We start from the raw sequence: 21,853 nt of genomic DNA, 5'->3' as shown, positions 1-21,853 counted from the left end.
AAAAGGATGTTTAGGAGCTTTTAGTTGCTAAAGCCGTTCTTTTAAGACTGTGTTTTATAATGGTAGTTATCATTTTGAATTCATTGTTGGCTTTAAAACAATGTGCAGTGTTTATGGGGATAATTATGCTTTCTCCTAAATGTAGTATGCAATGTTTATTACCGATGGTTACTTCTGCTTCTCCATCAATGATTTGAACAAAGGTGTCATATTGGGTTGTTTTTTCACAAAATTTTTCACCTTCATCAAAAGCAACCGCAGATAATTTTCCGCCAATATTTTTTATAATTGTTTTGCAAACAATCGTATCGGGGACATATTCTACGATTTCAAGAATGATATGCGTTTTGGACTTGGGCAATCCTGTGGTGCTATTTTTTTCTGAGTTTTTGGTGTTTTTTGGTAGCATCTTATCTTTTAATCAAAGTTCATTCAATCCTTTAGATTAATGCTTATACCAAAACCGAAATGATTTCTATAATTCCTAGGTGAGCGATGGCGAAGTTTTTAAAGAAGAGAGTATACTTTTCTGATAGTTTTAGTAGCTTAAAAGAGCAAGCTCAATAATCCCAAAATTGCAGGAACCGCTTGTACAAAGAATATTCTTTTAGAAGCGGTCAGCGCACCGTAAATTCCGGCCACAAGAACGCAACTTAAGAAAAATAACGCTACGTTTTGACTCCAAGTCACATCGCAAATCAGTAGCGACCAAATCAAACCTGCAGCCAAAAAACCGTTGTACAAACCTTGATTGGCCGCCATGACTTTGGTCTTTTCAAATTGGTCTGCCGGAATGGATTTAAACACTTTGCGTCCGCGAGTCGTCCAAGCGAACATTTCGAGCCACAGAATGTATATGTGCAATACTGCAATAAATCCGATGATAATTTGAGAGAGTAAGTTCATGACTTTTCGTTTTCGTTTAAGATTTTTTCAATCCTTTTATCGGGTACCAACCACATTAGCGCAACTAAAATATAAATGGCGCCGGAAATTTCGGTGTAATAGTTGGAAGCAAAAACCGCAATTAAGTATAAAACAACCGACGCTTTGCCTTTAAAATCTTTCCCGATTGCTTTAGACAGTATAGAATCTTCACCATGGTGTTTTAAAATCACACTTTGCAGTATAAAATAAGCAATGGCATTCATCAATAAAATAAACCCATATAACATCATCGGAAATGGAGCAAAGTGATGCTCGCCAATCCAAGCAGTGGCAAACGGTATCAATGACAACCAAAAAAGTAAATGTAAATTGGCCCAAAGAATAGTTCCGTTAACGCGTTTCACAGTATGCATCATGTGATGGTGGTTATTCCAATAAATGCCAACATAAATAAAACTCAAAATATAACTCAAAAACTTGTGAAACAACGGAATTACCGCTTCAAAAGTAGTTTCCGTTGGGACTTTAAATTCCAACACCATGATGGTAATGATAATCGCTAAAACACCATCGCTGAAGGCTTCGAGTCGGTTTTTATTCATGCTGTTTGTTTTCTTTATTATTTTTTAAAATTCTTCTCAATCGCCTTAATCATTTCTCCGGCGATGTCTTTGTTGGTGGCGCCTTCGATGCCTTCTAATCCTGGTGAAGAGTTGACTTCTAACAATAGCGGACCTTTGGAAGAACGAATGATATCGACACCGGCCACTTTTAAGTCCATGGCTTTGGCGGCCTTGATGGCGATTTTCTTTTCTTCCGGAGTGGGTTTGATTACCGAAGCGGTTCCGCCCATGTGGATGTTGGCTCTGAATTCACCCGCCGCAGCTTCGCGTTGGATGGCCGCAACGACTTTTCCATCTACAACAAAAAGACGTAAATCTTTTCCGTTAGCCTCTTTGATAAATTCTTGTACCAGAATATTGGCATTCAGACTTTTGAAGGCATTGATTACCGATTCCGCTGCTTTTTTGGTTTCTGCCAAAACCACGCCTTTTCCTTGTGTACCTTCTAAAAGTTTTACAATTAGTGGAGAACCGCCAACCATTTTAATCAAATCATCAGTATCCAAAGGTGAATTGGCAAATCCGGTAGTTGGAATGTCAACGCCGTGGTGTAACAGTAATTGTAGTGAAAACAGCTTGTCGCGGGATTGGGTTATTGCTGCCGCGGAATTCAAACAAAAAACTTTCATCGCTTCAAACTGACGCGTTAAAGCACAACCGTAAAAGGTAATGCTCGGACGAATTCTCGGAATAATCGCATCGAAATTGTCTAGTATTTTTCCACCGCGGTAATGAATTTCGGGTTTGTCGGCATCGAGTTTCATATAACATTCCTTGATGTTCAAAAAATGCATTTCGTGCCCACGCATTTCGCCGGCTTCCATGATGCGTTTGTTGCTGTACAATTCGGGATTACTGGCCAAAACACCGATGCGCAAACCGGATTTAATGGTTATAGAATTTTGGTATAAATCTTTTAAACTTTCCGTGGAAGTTTGTCCCAATAAGTATTTCTGTTCCGGGTCAACCAAAATTCTCCCACTCATGGCTTCACGACCCAATAACATGCGGAAACCCATGGAATCTCGGTTCGTCAAGGTCATTTCAATTTCCCATGTATCCGTACCAATGCACAAATTGGTTTTAATCACATAACGTTGCTCACGAAAACCGCTCGAACTTTTAACAATGCGTTTGTCCACCAATCTGGCTTCGCAATGAATGACGGTTTTGAGGTTATTTTGAATGGGATTAATGTCGAATTTGACCCAGTTTTCGGAATCTTTTACAAACGGAGCAATGTTAATGGCATGCAATGCCGAAGTTTTGGCTCCCGAATCTACGCGGGCTTTGATGGCAGGAATTCCGAGTTCTGGAAACGAACACCATTCTTCGGAACCTAGGATGATTTTGTTTAGTGGCATTTTATAAAAATTTTAAGCCACAAATTACACGAATTCTCACTAATTAATTGGCGGGAATCTGTGTGATTTGTGGCTTATTAAGATTAAACTATCTTATTTTGTTGGCTTTTCTGCTTTCTGAATGGTAACAGTCAACTCTTGAGCTGTTTCGTCTAAATCCATAAAGATTTCATCGCCTGAGGCTATTTTCGAAGTGATAATCTCTTCGGCTAAAGCATCTTCTACATATTTTTGAATGGCACGTTTTAACGGTCGTGCACCAAATTGTTTGTCGAAACCTTTGTCGGCAATAAACGCTTTGGCTGTATCAGAAAGGTTCAATTTATAGCCTAACTCTTCCACACGAGCGTACAATTTTTTCAATTCGATTTCAATAATCAAATCGATGTCGTGTTTTTCCAACGGGTTGAATACGATAACGTCGTCAATTCGGTTTAAGAATTCAGGCGCAAAGGTTTTTTTCAACGCATTTTCTACCACACTTTTCGAATGATCATCGGCTTGTGCTACTTTGGCAGCGGTGCCAAAACCTACACCTTGACCGAAGTCTTTCAGTTGACGCGCTCCCACATTGGAAGTCATGATGATAATTGTGTTTTTGAAATCGATTTTTCGACCCAAACTGTCAGTCAAATAACCGTCATCCAACACTTGTAACATCATATTGAACACATCCGGATGCGCTTTTTCGATTTCGTCCAAAAGCACCACACAGTATGGTTTTCTTCTAACTTTCTCCGTCAATTGTCCGCCTTCTTCATAACCCACGTAGCCCGGAGGCGCACCGATTAATCTGGAGATGGCGAATTTTTCCATGTATTCACTCATGTCGATGCGAATCAAAGCATCTTCAGAGTCGAATAATTCTTTAGCCAAAACTTTCGCCAATTGTGTTTTACCAACACCGGTTTGTCCTAAGAAAATAAACGAACCAATTGGGCGATTTGGGTCTTTTAACCCGGCACGATTGCGTTGAATAGAACGAGAAATTTTAAGCACCGCTTCATTTTGACCAATTACTTTTCCTTGAATCAATTCAGGTAAGTGAGCCAATTTGTTGCTTTCGGTTTGGGCAATACGATTCACCGGAATTCCGGTCATCATGGATACCACATCGGCTACGTTGTCTTCTGTTACTCGGATTCGGTTGTTTTTAGAATCTTCTTCCCATTGTTCTTGGGCAATGGCTAAGTCTTTTTCTAAGCGTTTTTCGTCGTCGCGTAATTTGGCTGCTTCTTCATATTTCTGTTTTTTAACCACAGAATTTTTCAAGTCGCGTACTTCTTCCAATTGGCGTTCCAAATCCAAAATTTGTTTTGGCACATCAATATTGGTAATGTGAACTCTCGAACCCGCTTCGTCTAAAGCATCAATTGCTTTGTCCGGAAGGAAACGCTCTGACATGTATCTGTTCGTCAATTTTACACATGCTTCAATTGCTTCGTCGGTGTAAATTACGTTGTGATGGTCTTCGTATTTGTTTTTGATGTTGTTCAAAATGGTAATCGTTTCTTCTACCGAAGTAGGTTCTACAATTACTTTTTGGAAACGTCTTTCTAACGCGCCGTCTTTTTCAATGTATTGACGGTATTCGTCGAGCGTTGTGGCACCGATACATTGTATTTCGCCACGCGCTAACGCCGGTTTAAACATATTCGATGCATCTAAAGAACCTGTGGCACCACCGGCACCCACTATGGTATGGATTTCGTCTATGAACAAAATGATGTCATCGTTTTTCTCCAATTCGTTCATTACGGCTTTCATTCTTTCTTCAAATTGTCCGCGGTATTTGGTACCGGCAACCAAGGAAGCTAAATCAAGGGTTACGACTCTTTTATTGAAAAGAATACGCGATACTTTCTTTTGAATGATGCGTAAGGCCAAACCTTCGGCGATGGCAGATTTACCAACACCCGGTTCACCGATTAGTAACGGATTGTTTTTCTTTCTTCGGCTTAAGATTTGAGATACACGCTCAATTTCTTTCTCGCGACCCACAACAGGATCGAGTTTGCCTTCTTCAGCCAATTCGGTTAAGTCACGTCCAAAGTTATCCAAAACCGGAGTTTTCGATTTTTTATTGGTTTTGTTTGCCGGATTGTTAAAGCTGCCTTCTTTCAAACTGTCATCTTGACCGGAATCGTCGTTATATGACTCGTTTCGGGGCAAGTTATCTGTAAAATCTTCTTCGTTTGGTGTCATATTCAAATACTGTTCTTTAACTACATTATAGTCTATTTTGAGACGGTGTAGCAGTTTGGTTGTTGGATCATTTTCATTTCTTAGTATACACAAAAGCAGGTGGGCTGTACTTATTGAAGTAGCCTGGAATACTTTGGCTTCTAAGAACGTTGTTTTTAAGGCGCGTTCCGCTTGACGGGTCAAGTGTAAATTCTTCTTTTCGTTGCTGATTTCTATATTAGGATTGGCCGGACTTAAGATTTCGACCTTTTTTCTCAAATGATCTAAATCTATAGACAGGTTATTTAAAATAGCAATCGCTTTACCATTTCCATCTCTCAGGATACCAAGCATCAAATGTTCTGTCCCAATAAAATCATGGCCTAAGCGCAATGCTTCTTCCTTGCTGTAGGTTATAACATCTTTGACTCTTGGTGAAAAATTATCATCCATATAAATATATTATTGGTATTGTAAATTTAGTTATTATGAATGGTTCTAACAAAAATCATTCCGTCTAAAAGTACTGTCAGCTAATTGACAAAAAAAAAGCCAATAATAAAAGCAGTTGGGTTACTATTTTATTAACTAAAAAAATAGACTGTTTTGTTAATAAAATGTCTTGAGTCAGTCTAGTTTTAAATGCGACAAAATAATAGTATACAGAGATTGTATGTCTTAATGGATTTTGTATAGTGCTGATTATTAGTTTTTAAAATTGTAATACTTTTCAAAAAATACGCTTTTTCTTATTTTTTCTTTATATATTTAGTTTGATAAAAATTTAAACTGGGGAAATAAATAAGAACTTTAATCTATTTTTTAGAAATGTACACTTAAAGTAGACCTGTAATATATTTTAGTTTAATAATTTTGATAGTATAATCTTAATAAATTTTAAAAAAATGTTAAAGATTAATTGCTTAGTAATATTGTTAGTGTGTTTTTCAACCGGTTTATTTGCTCAAGAAAAAGACAGCATTGTAAATCCAAAAGGTAAACTATATTTTGGAATTGAAGTCGGGAGTAATACCATTAGTTCTTTTGAGTTTAATGAACCAACGACATCTTTTCAAGGTGGTTTATTAGCGGAATATTATTTTGCCAGACATTGGAGTGTATCCGGGAGAATAAAATATTACAAAATAGGGGCTTCATTTTCAGATGATGGCAGTTCAATAAATTTTTCAAATAAAACAGCCTATAATTCCGGAAGATTTATGGGAGAAGCTATTATGATTCCAATGGATATAAAATGGGAATTTAGACTGTATAAAAATTTTGCCGGATTTCTAAAACTCGGATATGCTTTGAGTATAGAAACTAAAAGTGAATACAGTGATTATTCACCCGCTATTACTGAAAACTTCTCAAATTATAGCTATAGTTTATTTGCCGGTTATGGATTGAATTATTTTATCAATGATAAAGATGCAGTGTTTATTAGTGTTGAAAGTTTTATTGGTGGCAACAAAGGAAAACAAAATGGAGGATTAAATATTTTTGATGATGGGAGAAAATATTTAACTAATACACTTGTAAATGTTGGTTATAAGCGTTGCTTTTTTAGTGTGATTTAAGAAATAACCAGCCATCTTTTAGTTGCCATTTCTTATAAGAATTCAGGAATATTTAAAATTAATTATTAACCAAAAACATAATGACATGAAAAAAACTGTATTAATGTTGATTACAACAATGCTACTCATTGCCTGCAGTGGCGACAGCAATCCGGGAGACGGTTTACCGCCGGAAACGCAAACGGGCGCTAACACTTTTGGGTGTTTAATTGATGGGAAATTATTAGTACCTAGAAGCGGAAATAATAGTTTGGTTTTTCCATTGTGGGGAGCCATTTTATGGGGAGGTATTCCTAACTCTAGTTACTACAGAGAACTCGAAATAAGAGATTACAAAAGTTCTACAAGTGCTACCTTATTGTTACACATGGATGAAGTTAACAGTATTGGAAATTATGTTTTAAATGAGTCTAACGGTATGAATAGTATTGATGGTCTTGATCAAAACTACTTGCATTGTACAATTTTTGACGACAAAACCAATTCGTATCAGCAATACATATCATATGAAAATTCAGGTAATTTCACAATTAAAAGACTAACTCAGAGTACTGCTGAAGGGACAATTATATCAGGAAGTTTTGATTGCAAATTGCGAAACATAAATAACCCTAATGATGAAATTGAAATAACAAAAGGAAGATTTGATGTGAACAGTCTGACGTTAATGCAAACTTATTTTCCATAATAAAAAAGGATTGTCTCGGCAAAGACAATCCCTTATTGATGATTAACAAATATATTATTAACCAAAAGCAAACAAATTTATGAAAAAATTATTTTTTCTGGCTTTCTGTATGTTGTTTTTTTTACATGCAAAAGCACAAGACGATGACGCTGCTGCGCCAAAACCACTCGATTCACTTTTAGTGAATATAGATAAATCACTAGTTACCAGTGGTATTATCTATGAACGAACTACTCCTTTTGCTAACCTTTACAATTTCAACAGTAAAGACACATGCAATACTGCCAACTTCAGTTATTTTAAACAAAGTTTATTAGAATTGTACCGTGCCAGTAATGCTCAAAAATTCATTTCGTTGGATTCACTTACTATTAGTTTAAGAAATGATTACCTTAATGATAACGTTGTAAATGTGGGAATATTGAATACTCAATTCAATGTTTTGAACTATCATGAGGAATCTCCCGAAAATGGTGGATTAAAGTTGGACAGTATTGCTCGAAAGTTTATGCAAATTCCTGACAGAGTTCCGTTTTATATGATGCATAATACGATTATTGCTCCATTAAAAAATGCTGTTAATGGTAAGAACCTCGTTTTTCGATTTAATAAAGATTTCTATTTTACCAATGGTAACAAGCTCATTAAAAATTTGACGATTGACTTTGGGGAAGGCATTATAAAAAACATAATAGTAGGAGGTGAATTTATGACGCAAGAAGTTGTTATTGCTTACACAATTAATGGTACTAAAACTATAAAATGCAACCTACAATACAATGACAATACTACTTTAGAAACAAATGGAGAAATTTATTTTAGGAATACCGATTTAGACACTTTTAGTCTTTCCAGTTGTGGCGGAATCGATGCTTTACGTGAAGATTTTAATTTCGTTCCTGCCGATGAGACTTCTATGGGTTACCTAAATAGCGACCCGAAAATAAAAAACCAGATAAGTTACAGGGTGTACTATTCTCAAAATAATACTCAAAAATTAATACAAAAGCCCATTGTTATTATTGATGGTTTTGATCCGGGTGACAAAAGAAGAATTGAAGACTGCGATTGTGAACAAGATGCCGAATGTGCCAACAAATATAAAACCAATGGTGTTTTTGACCCACTTAAGCATAAGTCTATAGTGGATATGATGGTATATTATGAAAACAATGAGCCAAATCCTTTACTTGATATTCTTCGTAATGAAGGCTACGATGTCATCATCGTTAATTTTCCAAATTACCAAACTACTAATTTAGTCAATGGTCAACCTGTAACTATTGATGGCGGGGCCTATTACATTGAGAGCAATGCTACGTCTGTTGTTAAACTACTGAAAGATGTTAAACAAAAATTAATTGCCAATTCGAGTATCCATCAAATAGCGATTATTGCGCCAAGTATGGCTGGTCAAATCTCACGCTATGCGTTAAGCTACATGGAGAAAAAGTTTCAAGAAACGGCTTTACCCGAGTGGCAGCATCATGTATATTTATGGGTAAGTGTTGATAGTCCCCATCTTGGGGCTAATATTCCGCTAGGTGACCAAGCCTTATTAAGTTTGGTTAAATCAAGTTCAAATGTAGCCAATGAGTTTTATGTAAATCAACTTAATTCTCCTGCAGCAAAACAACAACTTATAGAGTTTCATGGGAAAAAACAAGAACCAAATCCTTTATATCCTTCGCTTTCACCTAATCCCTATAATTATAATTATCATATTGCTGAACCAAGTTTGCTTAATGCACAAACAATATCACAAGGCATGTCTTTTGACAGGGGTAATGATTACTTTAAAATGCATTATGATAATCAAAATAATAACGGGAGTATCGGTTCTGGAGGTTGGCCGATAAATTTAAGAAAAATTGCGGTAGTCAATGGTTCGTTATCAGGTTCAAAAGAAGTTAGAGGTATAAATGGACAGCCCTTGATTAACAATAATGGAAATGAAATTAAATTTGCCGAAGATGGAGAAAAAGTATTAAACATAAGAGGTTTTCAAAGAGTTCGTGTTTCTTTGCCTGTTGGATCAATAACATGGTATATTCATATTGCTTCATTGGAGAGTCAATTCATGGGTTCAATCGGTTCAACAACCAGGGTGAGTAGATTTAAGAAATTTGTTGATGATAAAACTACTATTGCGACAAATTTAAATACAAGAGGAGTAATGGATAATGTACCCGGAGGTTTTTTTGATGCGCAAGGACAAATCGCATATCCAACTTTAGCGACAAACACTATACCAGGTAATTCTATAAATAGTTTTGGTGATTGGAGTTTTGAAAATTTTATTTATGAATTAAGTCAGCACCTTGGAGGTAGCAAATGGTCATTAAGAGAATTCAACCCAATTCATTCTTTCATCCCTACTTTTTCTGCTTTGGCACATAAATTCCCAAATCAAAATTGGGCCCATCCGTTAGAATACAATTTAATTTGTGCAGAAGAAACACCCTTTGATAGTTATTTTGGGACTTCAAAAAACACACCTCATACTTCGTTTACAAAAGAATGTGTTGACTGGTTGCTGCAAGAACTCGCAGGAAATCCTCAAATACCGGTTTATCCTTTGCCGTTAGAGGACGCTATTTCAGGCTCTGATGAATTGTGTATAGGCCAAACCAAAACATTCCTGCTAAACAATGGTGAATGTCGTTTTCCATCCGGAGCAACTTGGACAGCCTCTAATGTCATGGTGAATGCCCAAACACCTTATAGTATTACGGTAACCGGCGTTAGTGATGATGAAGCATCAATCACGGCTACTTTTGAAAATGGTATGCAATCAACAAAATATTTACATGCAGGCGGACCAAGCTTGAATTATTTTACTTGTAATACTGTTGGTGGTCTTGATTTTTGTTCCGGACAAGTTTATGCGAATGTGCCACGAAATAATGTCGACGACAGAATAACAGCTCACTTCAACGGAATGTCTAGTGCAGATGCAGCCGATCAAAGTAATTGGCAATGGGAAGTAATCAACTCAAAAATTCAAATACGAGAGCCAAGTATTCGCAATAATTGCATTCTGAAATTATTAGGCTACGGATCAACTGGTGTAAGAGTAAGAGCTCGAAATAGTAGTTGTGGCTGGGGAAGATGGGAATATTTGACTTTTAATATAAGCCCCGGACAATCAATTTATAAAGTCTTTCCCAATCCATCATCAAGCATCGTGAATGTTGATTTAGAAAATGCAGAAGTTGTGCCAAGCGCAACAGATATTATTACCGGAGAACTTTTTGATTTAATGGGACTTTCTAAAGGGGAAATAAGTATCGTTAATAATCAAGCCACTTTTTCAGTTAGTGGTTTAAATACAGGAATTTATGTGCTTAAAATTTACATTAACGGAGTGCCCGAAAGTCATCAAATAGCAGTTCCTTAGAATATAAATAAGTATGATTTTAAATCCGTCTCGTGTCCAAAAAACTCGAAACGGATTTTTTTATTTCTACACCATAAATTTTGTAAAAATTGCGTAAAAAGAATGTTTGTAAAAAGCCTCTGTTTTGTTAATAAATCATTGAAATTTGTGGACTAATTTTAGCACTAAAAGCTATAAATATCCTATATTAGCACGTTTTGAATTTAAACTAATTTTTTATTAATAATTTATAAAATATGTCTGACGGAGAAAAGTTAATTCCTATTAACATCGAAGATGAAATGAAATCAGCTTACATCGATTATTCGATGTCTGTAATTGTCTCAAGAGCGCTACCTGACGTGCGTGACGGTTTAAAACCGGTACACCGAAGAGTGTTATATGGAATGTATGATTTAGGCGTTTTTTCAAACAGAGCGCACAAGAAATCCGCGAGAATTGTTGGAGAAGTATTGGGTAAATACCACCCGCACGGCGATACTTCTGTTTATGATGCCATGGTTCGTATGGCTCAAGAATGGAGTTTGCGCTATTTATTAATTGACGGTCAAGGTAACTTCGGTTCTGTGGATGGCGATAGTCCGGCTGCAATGCGTTATACCGAAGCCAGAATGAAAAAAATGTCGGAAGACATTATGGCAGATATAGACAAAGAGACAGTGGATTTCCAATTGAACTTTGACGATACCTTGTATGAGCCTAAAGTAATGCCGACCAGAGTTCCGAATTTGTTAATCAACGGAGCGTCGGGAATTGCCGTGGGTATGGCCACCAATATGCCGCCACATAACTTAACAGAAGTCGTTGACGGTACTTTAGCCTACATCGATAATAATGACATAGAGATTGACGAATTAATCACGCACATCAAAGCACCCGATTTTCCAACCGGTGGTGTGATTTATGGTTATGAAGGCGTTCGTGAAGCATTCAAAACAGGCCGTGGTAGAATTGTCATTCGTGCCAAAGTAGCGTTTGAAGAATCCAACGGAAGAGAAGCGATTATTGTTTCCGAAATACCATACCAAGTGAATAAAGCCGAGATGATTAAGAAAACGGCTGACTTAATTAATGAAAAGAAAATCGAAGGTATTTCCAATATACGTGACGAATCGGACAGAAGCGGAATGCGTATCGTATATGAATTAAAGCGTGATGCGGTGCCAAATGTGGTATTGAATACACTTTATAAATACACCCAATTACAGTCTTCTTTCAGCGTGAATAATATTGCCTTGGTGAATGGAAGACCGCAAATGCTGAATCTGAAAGATTTGATCCACTATTTCGTTGAACACCGTCACGATGTAGTAGTAAGAAGAACCCAATTCGAATTGCGCAAAGCAGAAGAAAGAGCACACATCTTAGAAGGTTTGATCATTGCTTCCGACAATATTGATGAAGTAATTGCTTTAATCCGTTCTTCCAAAGACGGAGACGAAGCGCGTTCCAAATTGATTGAACGTTTTACGTTATCCGATATTCAAGCCCGTGCTATTGTTGAAATGCGTTTGCGTCAATTAACCGGTCTGGAACAAGACAAGTTAAGAGCGGAATACGAAGAAATCATGAAGTTAATCCAGCACTTGAAAGATTTATTAGCCAGCAAAGAATTGAGAATGCAATTGATCAAAGACGAGTTGGTTGAAATCAAAGATAAATATGGAGATGCTCGTCGTTCTACTATTGAATACAGTGGTGGTGATGTGAGTATCGAAGACTTAATTGCCGATGAAAATGTGGTGATTACGATTTCACATGCGGGTTATATCAAACGTACCAATTTATCTGAATACAAAACTCAGAACAGAGGTGGTGTCGGACAAAAAAGTGCCGGTACTCGTGACCAAGACTTCTTAGAGCATTTATTTGTAGCGACCAATCACCAATATTTATTGTTCTTTACCCAAAAAGGAAAATGTTTCTGGATGCGTGTCTACGAAATTCCGGAAGGCAGCAAAACGAGCAAAGGTCGTGCGATTCAAAACTTAATCAACATCGAAAGTGATGATAAGGTAAAAGCGTTCATTTGTACCCAAGACTTAAAAGACGAAGAGTACATCAACAGTCATTATGTAATCATGGCGACCAAACAAGGTCAAGTGAAAAAAACGCCTTTAGAACAATATTCTCGTCCGCGTCAAAATGGTATCAACGCGATTACCATCAGAGAAGATGATGAGCTATTAGAAGCGAAATTGACCAACGGTGAAAGCCAAGTTTTAGTAGCCGTGAAATCCGGAAAGTTGGTGCGTTTCGAAGAAGAAAAAACCCGTCCTATGGGAAGAACCGCTTCAGGAGTGCGTGGAATTACGTTGGCCGATGATAAAGACGAAGTAATTGGTATGGTTTCTGTAAACAAGGATGATATCAATGACACCCAGCTTTTAGTTGTTACCGAAAACGGTTACGGAAAAAGAACCAAGTTGGTTGATGAAGACGGAGAAGATGTTTACCGTATCACTAACCGTGGAGGAAAAGGGGTTAAAACTTTGAATATCACAGAAAAAACCGGAGCATTGATTTCGATTAATGCCGTAACAGATGAAGACGATTTGATGATTATCAACAAATCGGGATTAACCATCAGAATGGAAGTGTCTGATTTAAGAGTAATGGGAAGAGCTACACAAGGCGTTCGATTGATTAATATCAAAGGAAACGATTCGATTGCAGCGGTAACCAAAGTAATGAAAGAGGATGAAGAAGAAGTAGTAGAAGGCGAATTCGAAAGCAGCGGTGACATTACAGATGTTAGCAATGCCGAAACAACTTCGGAAGATACTACAGAAGAAACCCAAGAATAATTTAAAATAATACCACATGAAAATTAAACACATTGTATTGGCTTCAACAATACTAGTTTCTGTTTCTACTTTTGCTCAAAAAGATGAGTTAAAAGTTTTGAAGAAAATTTATACCAAAGAAGCACCTAAACCTGCCGATGTATCGGAGTATAAAGCCAATTTGACCAAGTTAGAAGGTTTGGCTACCGAGGAATCGGATAAGGTTTATGCCGGTTTTTTCAAAGCCATGTTGCCTTTAGTAGAGATTTCTGCTTTGGGGCCATTGGCCACAGAGGATCAAAAATCTCAAATTGTTACTGCCAAAACAGTAGAACAAATAGAGAAAGGATTAAACGCTACTTTGGAGTTTGAGAAAAAATCAGGTAAAAAAGTATACACAGACGACATTTTAGCGAAAGTCCAGTTGTACAAAAATGAAATTATCAATCTTGCGATTAATTTGGCCAACCAACAAAAATTCCAAGAGGCTTCAAATGTATTGTATTCGTCTTACTTAATGGATAAAAAGGACCAGGACAATTTGTTTTTTGCTGCGAGTTACGCCATCAATGCCGTAAATTATGACTTGGCTTTAGAGCATTACTATGAACTAAAAAAGCTGAACTACACCGGAGAAACTACAGTATATTTTGCTTCTACTAAATCCGACAATAAAGAAGAATCTTTTGGAGGCAGTAAAGTTTTAAGAGATGCAGCGGTAAAATCAGGGACTCATATCAAACCTAGAGAAGAAAAGACACCGTCAAGAAGAGGGGAAATTTTCAAGAATATAGCCCTTATCTTAGTAGACAAAGGAAGAGTAGAAGAAGCTAAAGCCGCAGTAGCTGAGGCACGTCAAGCCAATCCGGAAGATCCATCTTTGATCTTAACTGAAGCCGATTTGTATTTAAAAATGAATGATTTTGTAACCTATACTAAATTGGTTAATGAAGCATTGGATAAAAATCCAAACAATGTGGATTTGATATATAATTTGGGTGTGATTGCCGGAAATGCGAATAAGATTGATGAAGCAGAGAAGTACTATAAAAAAGCACTTGAACTTAATCCAAATTATTTCAACGCTAACTTAAACTTAGCCGAATTAAGACTTAGAGCTGATGATAAATTTGTAACTGAAATCAATAAGTTAGGAACTTCAGAAAAAGACAACAAACGTTATGAAGTGCTTAAAGCTGAACGTGAGAAAAATTTCAAATCTGTTTTGCCATATCTTGAAAAAGCAGTAGAATTGGAACCGCAAAATGAACCGGCAAAGAAAACACTATTGAGCGTATACAACGCATTAGAAATGACTGACAAGTACAAAGCTTTAAAAGCTAAAATGTAATTTCATTACATTTAAATTTTGCATAAAAAAACCATCCTTTTCGGATGGTTTTTTTATGCTTTATTTTTTAATATTACAAGTGAATCACTTCTCCGTAAGCTTCTGCGACAGCTTCCATCACCGCTTCACTCATCGTTGGATGCGGGTGAACCGCTTTTAAGATTTCGTGTCCTGTGGTTTCTAATTTACGCGCTACAACAGCTTCCGCAATCATATCGGTAACTCCGGCGCCAATCATGTGACAACCCAACCATTCACCGTATTTGGCATCAAAAATCACTTTGACAAATCCATCCGGAGTTCCGGCGGCTTTGGCTTTACCTGAAGCCGTGAACGGGAATTTCCCGATTTTTAATTCGTATCCTTTTTCTTTGGCTTGTTTTTCGGTCATCCCAACCGAAGCAATCTCAGGCGTAGCATAAGTACAACCCGGAATGTTGCCGTAATCCAGAGGCTCAACATGTAAACCTTTGATTTTTTCCACACAAAGAATACCTTCCGCAGAAGCTACGTGTGCCAAAGCTTGTCCCGGTGTAACATCACCAATAGCATAGTAACCCGGAACATTCGTTTGGTAGAAATCGTTTACCAAAATTTTATCTTTATCCGTTTTAATTCCGGTTTCTTCTAAGCCAATGTTTTCAATGTTGGTTTTGATACCCACAGCCGAAAGCAAAATATCCGCTTCCAAAACTTCTTCGCCTTTAGCGGTTTTTACAAAGGCTTTAACGCCATTTCCTGAGGTGTCAATTCTTTCTACTGAGGAATTGGTCATTACGGTAATACCCGATTTTTTCAACGAACGCTCAAATTGTTTTGAGATGTCTTCGTCTTCTACCGGAACTACATTCGGCATAAACTCAACAATAGTGACTTCAGTTCCCATTGAATTATAAAAATGAGCAAACTCAACACCAATAGCACCTGAACCCACGACAATCATCTTTTTCGGCTGACTTGGTAAAGTCATCGCTTGTCTGTAGCCAATTACTTTTACACCATCTTGCGGCAAATTAGGCAATTCTCTCGAACGCGCACCGGTAGCTATGATGATATGGTCGGCAGTGTATTCCGTTACTTTTCCGTCAGCGGCAGTTACCGCTACTTTTTTTCCGGGTTTTACTTTTCCGAAACCATCAATCACATCGATTTTATTTTTCTTCATCAAGAATTGAACACCTTTACTCATACCGTCAGCTACACCGCGTGAACGGGCGATAACCGCATTGAAATCTTTGTCAAATTCTTTTACGGTCAAACCGTAATCTGATGCATGTTTTAGGTAATCAAAAACCTGAGCCGATTTTAAAAGGGCTTTTGTTGGTATACAACCCCAATTCAAACAAATCCCACCAAGGTTTTCTTTTTCAATTACGGCAACTTTAAAGCCTAATTGTGACGCGCGGATTGCCGTAACATAACCGCCCGGACCACTTCCTAAAACAATAATATCGTATTTCATTATTTTAAAATTTTCTTTGATTATTTGTGACTGCGAATTTATGGATTTATTTTGAGAATTGTATTCAATTCTTTTTCATTCTTGAGACGTTTATTCATTTCTTGAACCCCTTTTTTATTGAGGTGAATGGCATTGTAAAAATAGTCGGTTTTGTTTCGGATAGATTCGTAGTTGGCGTCAATAAACGGAATGTCAAGCTTTTGACAAATGGTTTTCGGTCTTTCAAAAGCAAGGGCATCATAGGTAATTTGGTAAACCGGTGTTTGTATGGCCATCAAACGAATGTTATTTTTTTGACACAAATCATTCAGTTCTTTCATCGCTTGGGTTATACCCGGCAGGTCTTTCGGCTTGAAAAAATACTTTTTATTGATATCCGAAATCGGGTATTTTAGGGTATCCCATTGCTCATCATTGAGCTCAAAACCTTTCGGAAAGGCGTTTGATTTTTGCAATGTCACACAATCGATAAACATTTGGTATTTGAACAAAGCATATAACGGTATGTAACGTTCGGCCGCATCAAACTGGAAATAATCCATAAAGGGTTGGTCTTCTTCTTTGGGGAAGAACGCAAATCGGGCATAGTCGTTTTTGTTGACCATTTTGGTGTTGTGTTCCAAACTTCCCGCGCTGATAAACGGGTCAATGTTAAGCAAGACAAACTTCGGCGCTTTGTTTTGGGCCAAATAGTTTTGCAATCGCAATCTCGAAGCCATCAAATCGGAATGGCCATTCATCCCGATATTAACCGATTTTAATTGGTACGTTTCTTCAAAAAATTTTGGGTCAAAATGCGCCCAACATCTCGAACTTCCCATAAAAACCAAATCGGCATTCACGTTTGAAGTCAGTTCCAAAGTATCGTAACCCGTAACCGTTTTGCCTTTGATTCTGAAGGAAACTGCTATTTGGATGAGCAGTAAAATTCCTGTCAACAGCAAAGCAAATAAGGCACTATTTTTAAAAAACTGTTTCATTTAAAATTGCAGATAAATAAAATCCTGATTCGAAACCGCACTCGAAAAATAATAAATTACCATAATGAGCACACAATAGCTTAACCAACGCACTATTTTGGGTTGGTTTGTACCAAAGTGTTCCAGCGCATGCTCACTCATTTTGGCTTTCCATTCCATCACCAACATAAAAAGGATGTAGGTCAAAATCGAACCAAAGTAAAGCAAAGAAACGCCATTCAAAACCGGTATTTGTAAAAGCGATTTGGAACCTAAATGGCTGTAAAAATCAAACGCTTCGGTAACGCTTGTGGCTCTAAAAATGACAAAAGTCAGCATCACCAAAGTAAAAGTTTTGACCATATTAAACAGTTCCTTCCATCCGGTATTGGTTAACTTTTTCTTCTTGTTCATCGTTCCTTTCAAAATCAAAGGAATGTAATAAACACCGTGAAGAAACCCGAATAGGATGTAAGTCCAATTGGCACCGTGCCAAATTCCAATAAGTGTGAAATTGATAACAATCGCCAGTATCAAACCGTAATTAGCATAATCTCGGAAGTAAATGCTGAGCGGTGTAAACACATATTCGGTCAGCCAACTCGTTAACGATATGTGCCATCTTCTCCAAAAGTCGGCTATGTTTTGGGCAAAGAACGGAAAGTCGAAATTCTTAGTGATTTTAAACCCAAGCAAGCGCGCGACACCAATCGCCATATCGGAATAACCCGAAAAATCAGCATAGATTTGAATCGTATACAAAAACATGCCAATCACAAGCGAACTCGCAGGCAAACTTTGATAGTTAGCAAAAACGTCATTGGTAATCACCGCACAATTGTTAGCAATCACCACTTTTTTAAACAAACCCCAAAGTATTTGTCGCAAGCCATCGACGACATTGTGATAGTTAAACTCTCTTTTACTTTCTAACTGTGGGATAAAAGTTTTAGCCTTGTCAATCGGTCCCGAAAGTATCGAAGGAAAGAACGCAACGTAGTTAAAAAACACCAGCCAATCCTTTGAAGCTTCGGCTTTTCCTTTGTCGATATCCAATAAATAACTAATCGTTCTGAACGTGAAAAAGCTGATGCCTAAAGGCACAATCAAGTTCAAAGTAGTCAAACTAAGCGAAATCCCAATCGAATGAAAAGCTTCGGTAAACGATGTGACAAAAAAATTGTAGTATTTGAAAAATAATAAACCGCCAATGCCTTGCAGTAAGCCAAGGTAAAGGTAAATACGTCTGGTTTTTTCGTGGGTTGCGTTTTCTATTTTGAGTCCCAAAAAGTAATTCAACCCCGAAAAGGCTATCAAAAACGACAACAACCGCCAATCGGTCCAAGCGTAGAAGAAATAGCTTCCGAGTAATAAAAGTAAGTTTTGGGCTTTCAGATTTCTATTGACCACCAACCAATAAAGCAAGAAGAAAGCGGTAAAAAATAAAACGAATGGAATAGAATTAAAAACCATAAGCGTTGTTATTTTAGTTTATCGCCGGCGTTAATCACAAAATCTTTTCCGTTGATTTGGGTTGTGTCATTGACCAAAAATGCAACTGCTTCCGCGACTTCTTCCGTAGTCAATAATCGCTTCGCCGGATTGCTTTCGATCATTTGTTCTTTGATGCGCTCATCCGTTCCCGAGGTCATGGCGGTTTCCATAAAAGCCGGCGAAACCGAATTGGAAGTAATGTTGAACTTTGCATTTTCATGGGCCCAAACTTCCGTCAGTTTAGCCAAATAAGCTTTGTTCGAGGTATACACTGCCGAACCAACCGGTGGAACATCTGCTAATGCCGAAGTCAAAACCGTAATGATTTTACCGCTTTTTTGCTTTCGGAAACTATTGATAGCGGCTTGAGTCAATGCAACGACAGGCATGACATTGACTTTAAAATCGGTCAAGAAATTACCAGTTTCTATCTTGTGAAAATGGGTTTTGAGATAATCCCCCGAATACGCGTTGTGAACGAGAACATCCAATTTGAGTTCGGCTATTTTTTGGGCCAAAGTTTCCACTGCTTTTTCATCAGCAAAATCACAAGCGAGGGCAATGGTATTGTTGAATTCAGCTTCCAATTGTTGGGCTTTCGCCGAAGATTGGCTGAAGGTGAAGTAAACCGTGTTGCTACTATTTTTCGCTAAAGTTCGGGTAATGGATTCGCCCAAACCCGAGGCACCACCTGTAATAAGTATTTTCATAGCAAACCGATTTGAATTTTACCTTTGGCCACAACTTTGGCTTCCGAATTTTTGAACTCAAATTTGAATTCCACCGCATTCACCGATTCGTAAAAACCAACGACAGTAGCTTTAAAGTATAAAGCATCATGGAGATAAACCGGGTTTTTATATTGAATTTCCTGCGAATGAATAATCACATTTTTGGTAGGCAAACCTTCGCCAATAAAATAGGAGAGGAAACCGTTTAAAATATTTCCGTGCATCACTTCGGCCTTGAAACCTTTTTCGGTGGCAAATGTCGCGTCGGTATGCAATGGATTTTGGTCTTTAAATAAAGTGATGAACCCATGATAAATTTCATCGGTAACGGTAAAACTATCGGTAAAGGTGTCCTCAATTGTATACATTAAATTCCTTTTTCTTGGATACAAGTAATCATTTCGCCCACATTTTTCCAGCTTTGAATTTCTTTGGAAGTAAACCTGATTTTGAAGTGTTTTTCAATCCCAACAACCAATTGAATATGATTCAACGAATCCCAATCGTCAACATCAGTCGCCTGAGTTTCATCGGTCAAAACAATGTCTTCGTTGTCTAACACATCGATAAATACGTCGGTTACTTCTTTTAAAATGGTCGGTCTGTCCATGTTTTTATTTTTTCGAAATATAAGTTTTTTTGGGAATATAATCGGATGTTTTTAAGATCCAAAAAGGAGCAGCTTGTTCAAACCCTAAATTGGCATAATGATCAGCCACCATTTCGTTCTTAGCCGTTGGAAGGTATTCGCCTTTGAGTGTTGCGAAACCTTTTTGGTTACAAAAATCGACAATCGTGTTTAAGACAAAATTCTCCATGCTGCGCTTTAATACGCGACAACTCATGAACCAAGTGTCGATAAAAGCGGTTTGCTCATTTTCTTTTTTCAAAATAATCACGCAAATCAAACCGTTATCACCAAATTTATCCTCCAACGTGAAGGTAAACGTAAAATGGTTTTCCGAAGTGCCAATTTTCTCAATACCAGCATCCGTGTAGCGAACAGTTCTCAAATTGAATTGGTTGGAGCGCTGCGACAATTGCGCTACTCGCGGTTGGTTGAATTTATTAAAAGGCTCTACCAACGAAACCATGTTGAGGCTTTGCAAAAAATCTTCTTCGTTGGTGAATTTTTGTTGGACCTTCGCTCTTTGGGCTTCAATTTGGTACATTTTGGTGCGCTCCGAATCTTCTTCTGAAAAGGAAACCGTTTCAAAAAGATTCAAAGTGTATAAATATTCTAAGTATTCCGCCGGATCTTCAGGCAATTCGGGCACAGTGACTTCGGGTAGATTCTCTCGAACGATGTTGCGTTCAAACGGATTGTCATCCAAAAAAACCATGCTGTCAAACCCAATATTCAGAATGCTTTGGATGTGGCGAATGTTGTCGGCTTTGTTTTCCCAATTGGCGACAAAAACCGAAATGTCTTCCAGTCGCAACACCATGTCGGGATGTTTTTCAAAAGGTTCTTTGGCGACCGATTCGGTGTTCTTGCTGCAAACGGCGACAATAATTCCGCGGTTTTTTAATTTTTTTATCCAATATTGAAATTCCGAAAACGCTTTGCCGATACCCAAACTTCCGATTTGGATATTTTCAATCCCGTCATCACCGATGATGCCGCCCCAAGTGGTGTTGTCTAAATCTAAAATCACACATTTTTTGAACTTGCCTTGGAGCGATTCGATAATGTCTAATGTTCGTGAAGCTACGATTGGTAAGGCATCCAAACTCAACACCATTTCGGTATTGACATAAATCGAACTCTGAAAGAAATTGCTTTTGCCAATCTGGTTCTGAATCGAAGACAAGTCACACAAATAAAAATTAGAATGTTGCGTGGCAAATGTCATTAACTCAAAGTTCAATTTTCGCAATTGGAACAAGAAAGAAGATTCAATTTTTTGAGCATAATTACCAAAAACAGCATCGTCAATTTCGGTGTAATTGTAATAGATGATTTTGCAATCTAACTGTGAGTTTAGGGTGGAAATCATAAAGTCAATCGACTCTAACTCTTGTAAAGCCAACACGGCATGAGCTTCCGGTTTGAGCTTATTGTATTTGGCTAATAATTTATGCGAAGATTGAAAAATCAAAACCAGTTCGGGTTGAAAGGCATACAATTCCGATTCACTGTCGCTGATTTGAAGTGCAATCTGATCGAAATCGGCTTCCCAAATTTGAATATCAAAACCTTTATCATACCCCAAACCTCTGATGGCTTGCGTTAGAAATTGCGTAGCCGTATCTCCTAAAACTGCCAACTTGATGGTTTTTAGCGAGGAGAAATCCTGTTTTAGGTTTTTTTTCAGCTGTTGGAAAGTCTTCATGGTTTAT

The 21,853-nt window shown here is 37.5% G+C and carries 17 protein-coding genes; 5 read left to right on the top strand and 12 right to left on the bottom strand.

The window, feature by feature from the left end; translation table 11 throughout:
• Nucleotides 1-10 precede the first annotated feature (10 nt).
• The 5 genes from HA632_RS11295 to HA632_RS11275 form a co-directional block, all read right to left on the bottom strand.
• Nucleotides 11-409 carry a cupin domain-containing protein gene (locus HA632_RS11295; protein ID WP_176307303.1) on the bottom strand — a complete coding sequence of 133 codons (399 nt, stop codon included), beginning with the start codon at nucleotides 407-409 and terminating at the stop codon, nucleotides 11-13.
• A 137-nt stretch (nucleotides 410-546) separates the two neighbouring features.
• The gene (locus HA632_RS11290) at nucleotides 547-906 is read right to left on the bottom strand and encodes a DUF1304 domain-containing protein (RefSeq protein WP_176307302.1); all 360 of its coding nucleotides are present in this window, start codon (nucleotides 904-906) and stop codon (nucleotides 547-549) included.
• Nucleotides 903-1,490 (bottom strand): TMEM175 family protein, encoded by a 588-nt coding sequence (locus HA632_RS11285; RefSeq protein WP_176307301.1) that lies wholly within the window; start codon nucleotides 1,488-1,490, stop codon nucleotides 903-905. Before HA632_RS11285 ends, HA632_RS11290 begins: the two co-directional genes overlap by 4 nt.
• A gap of 17 nt (nucleotides 1,491-1,507) precedes the next feature.
• Entirely contained in the window at nucleotides 1,508-2,875 is a 1,368-nt protein-coding gene (rimK, locus tag HA632_RS11280) for a 30S ribosomal protein S6--L-glutamate ligase (RefSeq protein ID WP_176307300.1), read from the bottom strand.
• A gap of 93 nt (nucleotides 2,876-2,968) precedes the next feature.
• Complete coding sequence (locus tag HA632_RS11275) at nucleotides 2,969-5,512, bottom strand: ATP-dependent Clp protease ATP-binding subunit (RefSeq protein WP_176307299.1); 2,544 nt, start codon at nucleotides 5,510-5,512, stop codon at nucleotides 2,969-2,971.
• 452 nt (nucleotides 5,513-5,964) lie between these two features.
• Here HA632_RS11275 and HA632_RS11270 point away from each other — a divergent pair, with 452 nt between their 5' ends.
• The 5 genes from HA632_RS11270 to HA632_RS11250 all read left to right on the top strand — a co-directional run bounded on the left by HA632_RS11270 (nucleotide 5,965) and on the right by HA632_RS11250 (nucleotide 14,864).
• On the top strand, nucleotides 5,965-6,639 hold the full coding sequence (locus HA632_RS11270) for an outer membrane beta-barrel protein (RefSeq protein WP_176307298.1): 675 nt from the start codon (nucleotides 5,965-5,967) through the stop codon (nucleotides 6,637-6,639).
• Nucleotides 6,640-6,724: 85 nt separating this feature from the next.
• Nucleotides 6,725-7,327 carry a hypothetical protein gene (locus tag HA632_RS11265; protein WP_176307297.1) on the top strand — a complete coding sequence of 201 codons (603 nt, stop codon included), beginning with the start codon at nucleotides 6,725-6,727 and terminating at the stop codon, nucleotides 7,325-7,327.
• Between the two features lie 79 nt (nucleotides 7,328-7,406).
• Complete coding sequence (locus tag HA632_RS11260) at nucleotides 7,407-10,727, top strand: T9SS type A sorting domain-containing protein (protein WP_176307296.1); 3,321 nt, start codon at nucleotides 7,407-7,409, stop codon at nucleotides 10,725-10,727.
• Nucleotides 10,728-10,963: 236 nt separating this feature from the next.
• A complete protein-coding gene (gene gyrA / locus HA632_RS11255) occupies nucleotides 10,964-13,534 on the top strand; it encodes a DNA gyrase subunit A (RefSeq protein ID WP_176307295.1) in 2,571 nt (856 codons plus the stop codon).
• Between the two features lie 16 nt (nucleotides 13,535-13,550).
• Nucleotides 13,551-14,864: a lipopolysaccharide assembly protein LapB gene (locus tag HA632_RS11250; protein WP_176307294.1), complete on the top strand. Its 1,314-nt coding sequence runs from the start codon at nucleotides 13,551-13,553 to the stop codon at nucleotides 14,862-14,864.
• Between the two features lie 73 nt (nucleotides 14,865-14,937).
• On the opposite strand, the gene lpdA is transcribed toward HA632_RS11250, so the two are convergent.
• Genes lpdA through HA632_RS11215 form a run of 7 tightly spaced genes read right to left on the bottom strand, consistent with a single transcriptional unit; the run spans nucleotide 14,938 to nucleotide 21,846 of the window.
• Nucleotides 14,938-16,326 carry a dihydrolipoyl dehydrogenase gene (gene lpdA, locus HA632_RS11245; protein ID WP_176307293.1) on the bottom strand — a complete coding sequence of 463 codons (1,389 nt, stop codon included), beginning with the start codon at nucleotides 16,324-16,326 and terminating at the stop codon, nucleotides 14,938-14,940.
• A 38-nt stretch (nucleotides 16,327-16,364) separates the two neighbouring features.
• Nucleotides 16,365-17,306 (bottom strand): hypothetical protein, encoded by a 942-nt coding sequence (locus tag HA632_RS11240; protein ID WP_176307292.1) that lies wholly within the window; start codon nucleotides 17,304-17,306, stop codon nucleotides 16,365-16,367.
• The gene (locus HA632_RS11235) at nucleotides 17,307-18,758 is read right to left on the bottom strand and encodes an MBOAT family protein (protein WP_176307291.1); all 1,452 of its coding nucleotides are present in this window, start codon (nucleotides 18,756-18,758) and stop codon (nucleotides 17,307-17,309) included.
• 8 nt (nucleotides 18,759-18,766) lie between these two features.
• Nucleotides 18,767-19,489: an SDR family NAD(P)-dependent oxidoreductase gene (locus HA632_RS11230; RefSeq protein WP_176307290.1), complete on the bottom strand. Its 723-nt coding sequence runs from the start codon at nucleotides 19,487-19,489 to the stop codon at nucleotides 18,767-18,769.
• Nucleotides 19,486-19,878, bottom strand: coding sequence for a MaoC/PaaZ C-terminal domain-containing protein (locus tag HA632_RS11225; RefSeq protein WP_176307289.1), 393 nt, complete (start codon nucleotides 19,876-19,878; stop codon nucleotides 19,486-19,488). The genes HA632_RS11230 and HA632_RS11225 overlap by 4 nt, the downstream gene beginning before the upstream one ends.
• Entirely contained in the window at nucleotides 19,878-20,120 is a 243-nt protein-coding gene (locus HA632_RS11220) for an acyl carrier protein (RefSeq protein WP_171221690.1), read from the bottom strand. Before HA632_RS11220 ends, HA632_RS11225 begins: the two co-directional genes overlap by 1 nt.
• Nucleotides 20,121-20,124: 4 nt before the next feature.
• The gene (locus HA632_RS11215) at nucleotides 20,125-21,846 is read right to left on the bottom strand and encodes an HAD family hydrolase (RefSeq protein ID WP_176307288.1); all 1,722 of its coding nucleotides are present in this window, start codon (nucleotides 21,844-21,846) and stop codon (nucleotides 20,125-20,127) included.
• Nucleotides 21,847-21,853: the final 7 nt, after the last annotated feature.

This window comes from Flavobacterium sp. J49 (genome assembly GCF_011742145.1).
Taxonomy (GTDB): Bacteria; Bacteroidota; Bacteroidia; order Flavobacteriales; family Flavobacteriaceae; genus Flavobacterium.
Note: the sequence above shows the minus strand (reverse complement) of the source record. Positions and strands in the feature narration are given on the sequence as shown.

Excerpts from the sequence above, each read along its gene's own strand:
- gyrA (WP_176307295.1), top strand. The coding sequence starts at position 10,964 with ATGTCTGACGGAGAAAAGTTAATTCCTATTAACATCGAAGATGAAATG.
- HA632_RS11260 (WP_176307296.1), top strand. The coding sequence starts at position 7,407 with ATGAAAAAATTATTTTTTCTGGCTTTCTGTATGTTGTTTTTTTTACAT.
- lpdA (WP_176307293.1), bottom strand. The coding sequence starts at position 16,326 with ATGAAATACGATATTATTGTTTTAGGAAGTGGTCCGGGCGGTTATGTT.
- HA632_RS11250 (WP_176307294.1), top strand. The coding sequence starts at position 13,551 with ATGAAAATTAAACACATTGTATTGGCTTCAACAATACTAGTTTCTGTT.
- HA632_RS11240 (WP_176307292.1), bottom strand. The coding sequence starts at position 17,306 with ATGAAACAGTTTTTTAAAAATAGTGCCTTATTTGCTTTGCTGTTGACA.
- HA632_RS11220 (WP_171221690.1), bottom strand. The coding sequence starts at position 20,120 with ATGGACAGACCGACCATTTTAAAAGAAGTAACCGACGTATTTATCGAT.
- HA632_RS11290 (WP_176307302.1), bottom strand. The coding sequence starts at position 906 with ATGAACTTACTCTCTCAAATTATCATCGGATTTATTGCAGTATTGCAC.
- HA632_RS11270 (WP_176307298.1), top strand. The coding sequence starts at position 5,965 with ATGTTAAAGATTAATTGCTTAGTAATATTGTTAGTGTGTTTTTCAACC.
- HA632_RS11230 (WP_176307290.1), bottom strand. The coding sequence starts at position 19,489 with ATGAAAATACTTATTACAGGTGGTGCCTCGGGTTTGGGCGAATCCATT.
- HA632_RS11295 (WP_176307303.1), bottom strand. The coding sequence starts at position 409 with ATGCTACCAAAAAACACCAAAAACTCAGAAAAAAATAGCACCACAGGA.
- HA632_RS11275 (WP_176307299.1), bottom strand. The coding sequence starts at position 5,512 with ATGGATGATAATTTTTCACCAAGAGTCAAAGATGTTATAACCTACAGC.
- HA632_RS11285 (WP_176307301.1), bottom strand. The coding sequence starts at position 1,490 with ATGAATAAAAACCGACTCGAAGCCTTCAGCGATGGTGTTTTAGCGATT.
- rimK (WP_176307300.1), bottom strand. The coding sequence starts at position 2,875 with ATGCCACTAAACAAAATCATCCTAGGTTCCGAAGAATGGTGTTCGTTT.
- HA632_RS11225 (WP_176307289.1), bottom strand. The coding sequence starts at position 19,878 with ATGTATACAATTGAGGACACCTTTACCGATAGTTTTACCGTTACCGAT.
- HA632_RS11215 (WP_176307288.1), bottom strand. The coding sequence starts at position 21,846 with ATGAAGACTTTCCAACAGCTGAAAAAAAACCTAAAACAGGATTTCTCC.
- HA632_RS11235 (WP_176307291.1), bottom strand. The coding sequence starts at position 18,758 with ATGGTTTTTAATTCTATTCCATTCGTTTTATTTTTTACCGCTTTCTTC.
- HA632_RS11265 (WP_176307297.1), top strand. The coding sequence starts at position 6,725 with ATGAAAAAAACTGTATTAATGTTGATTACAACAATGCTACTCATTGCC.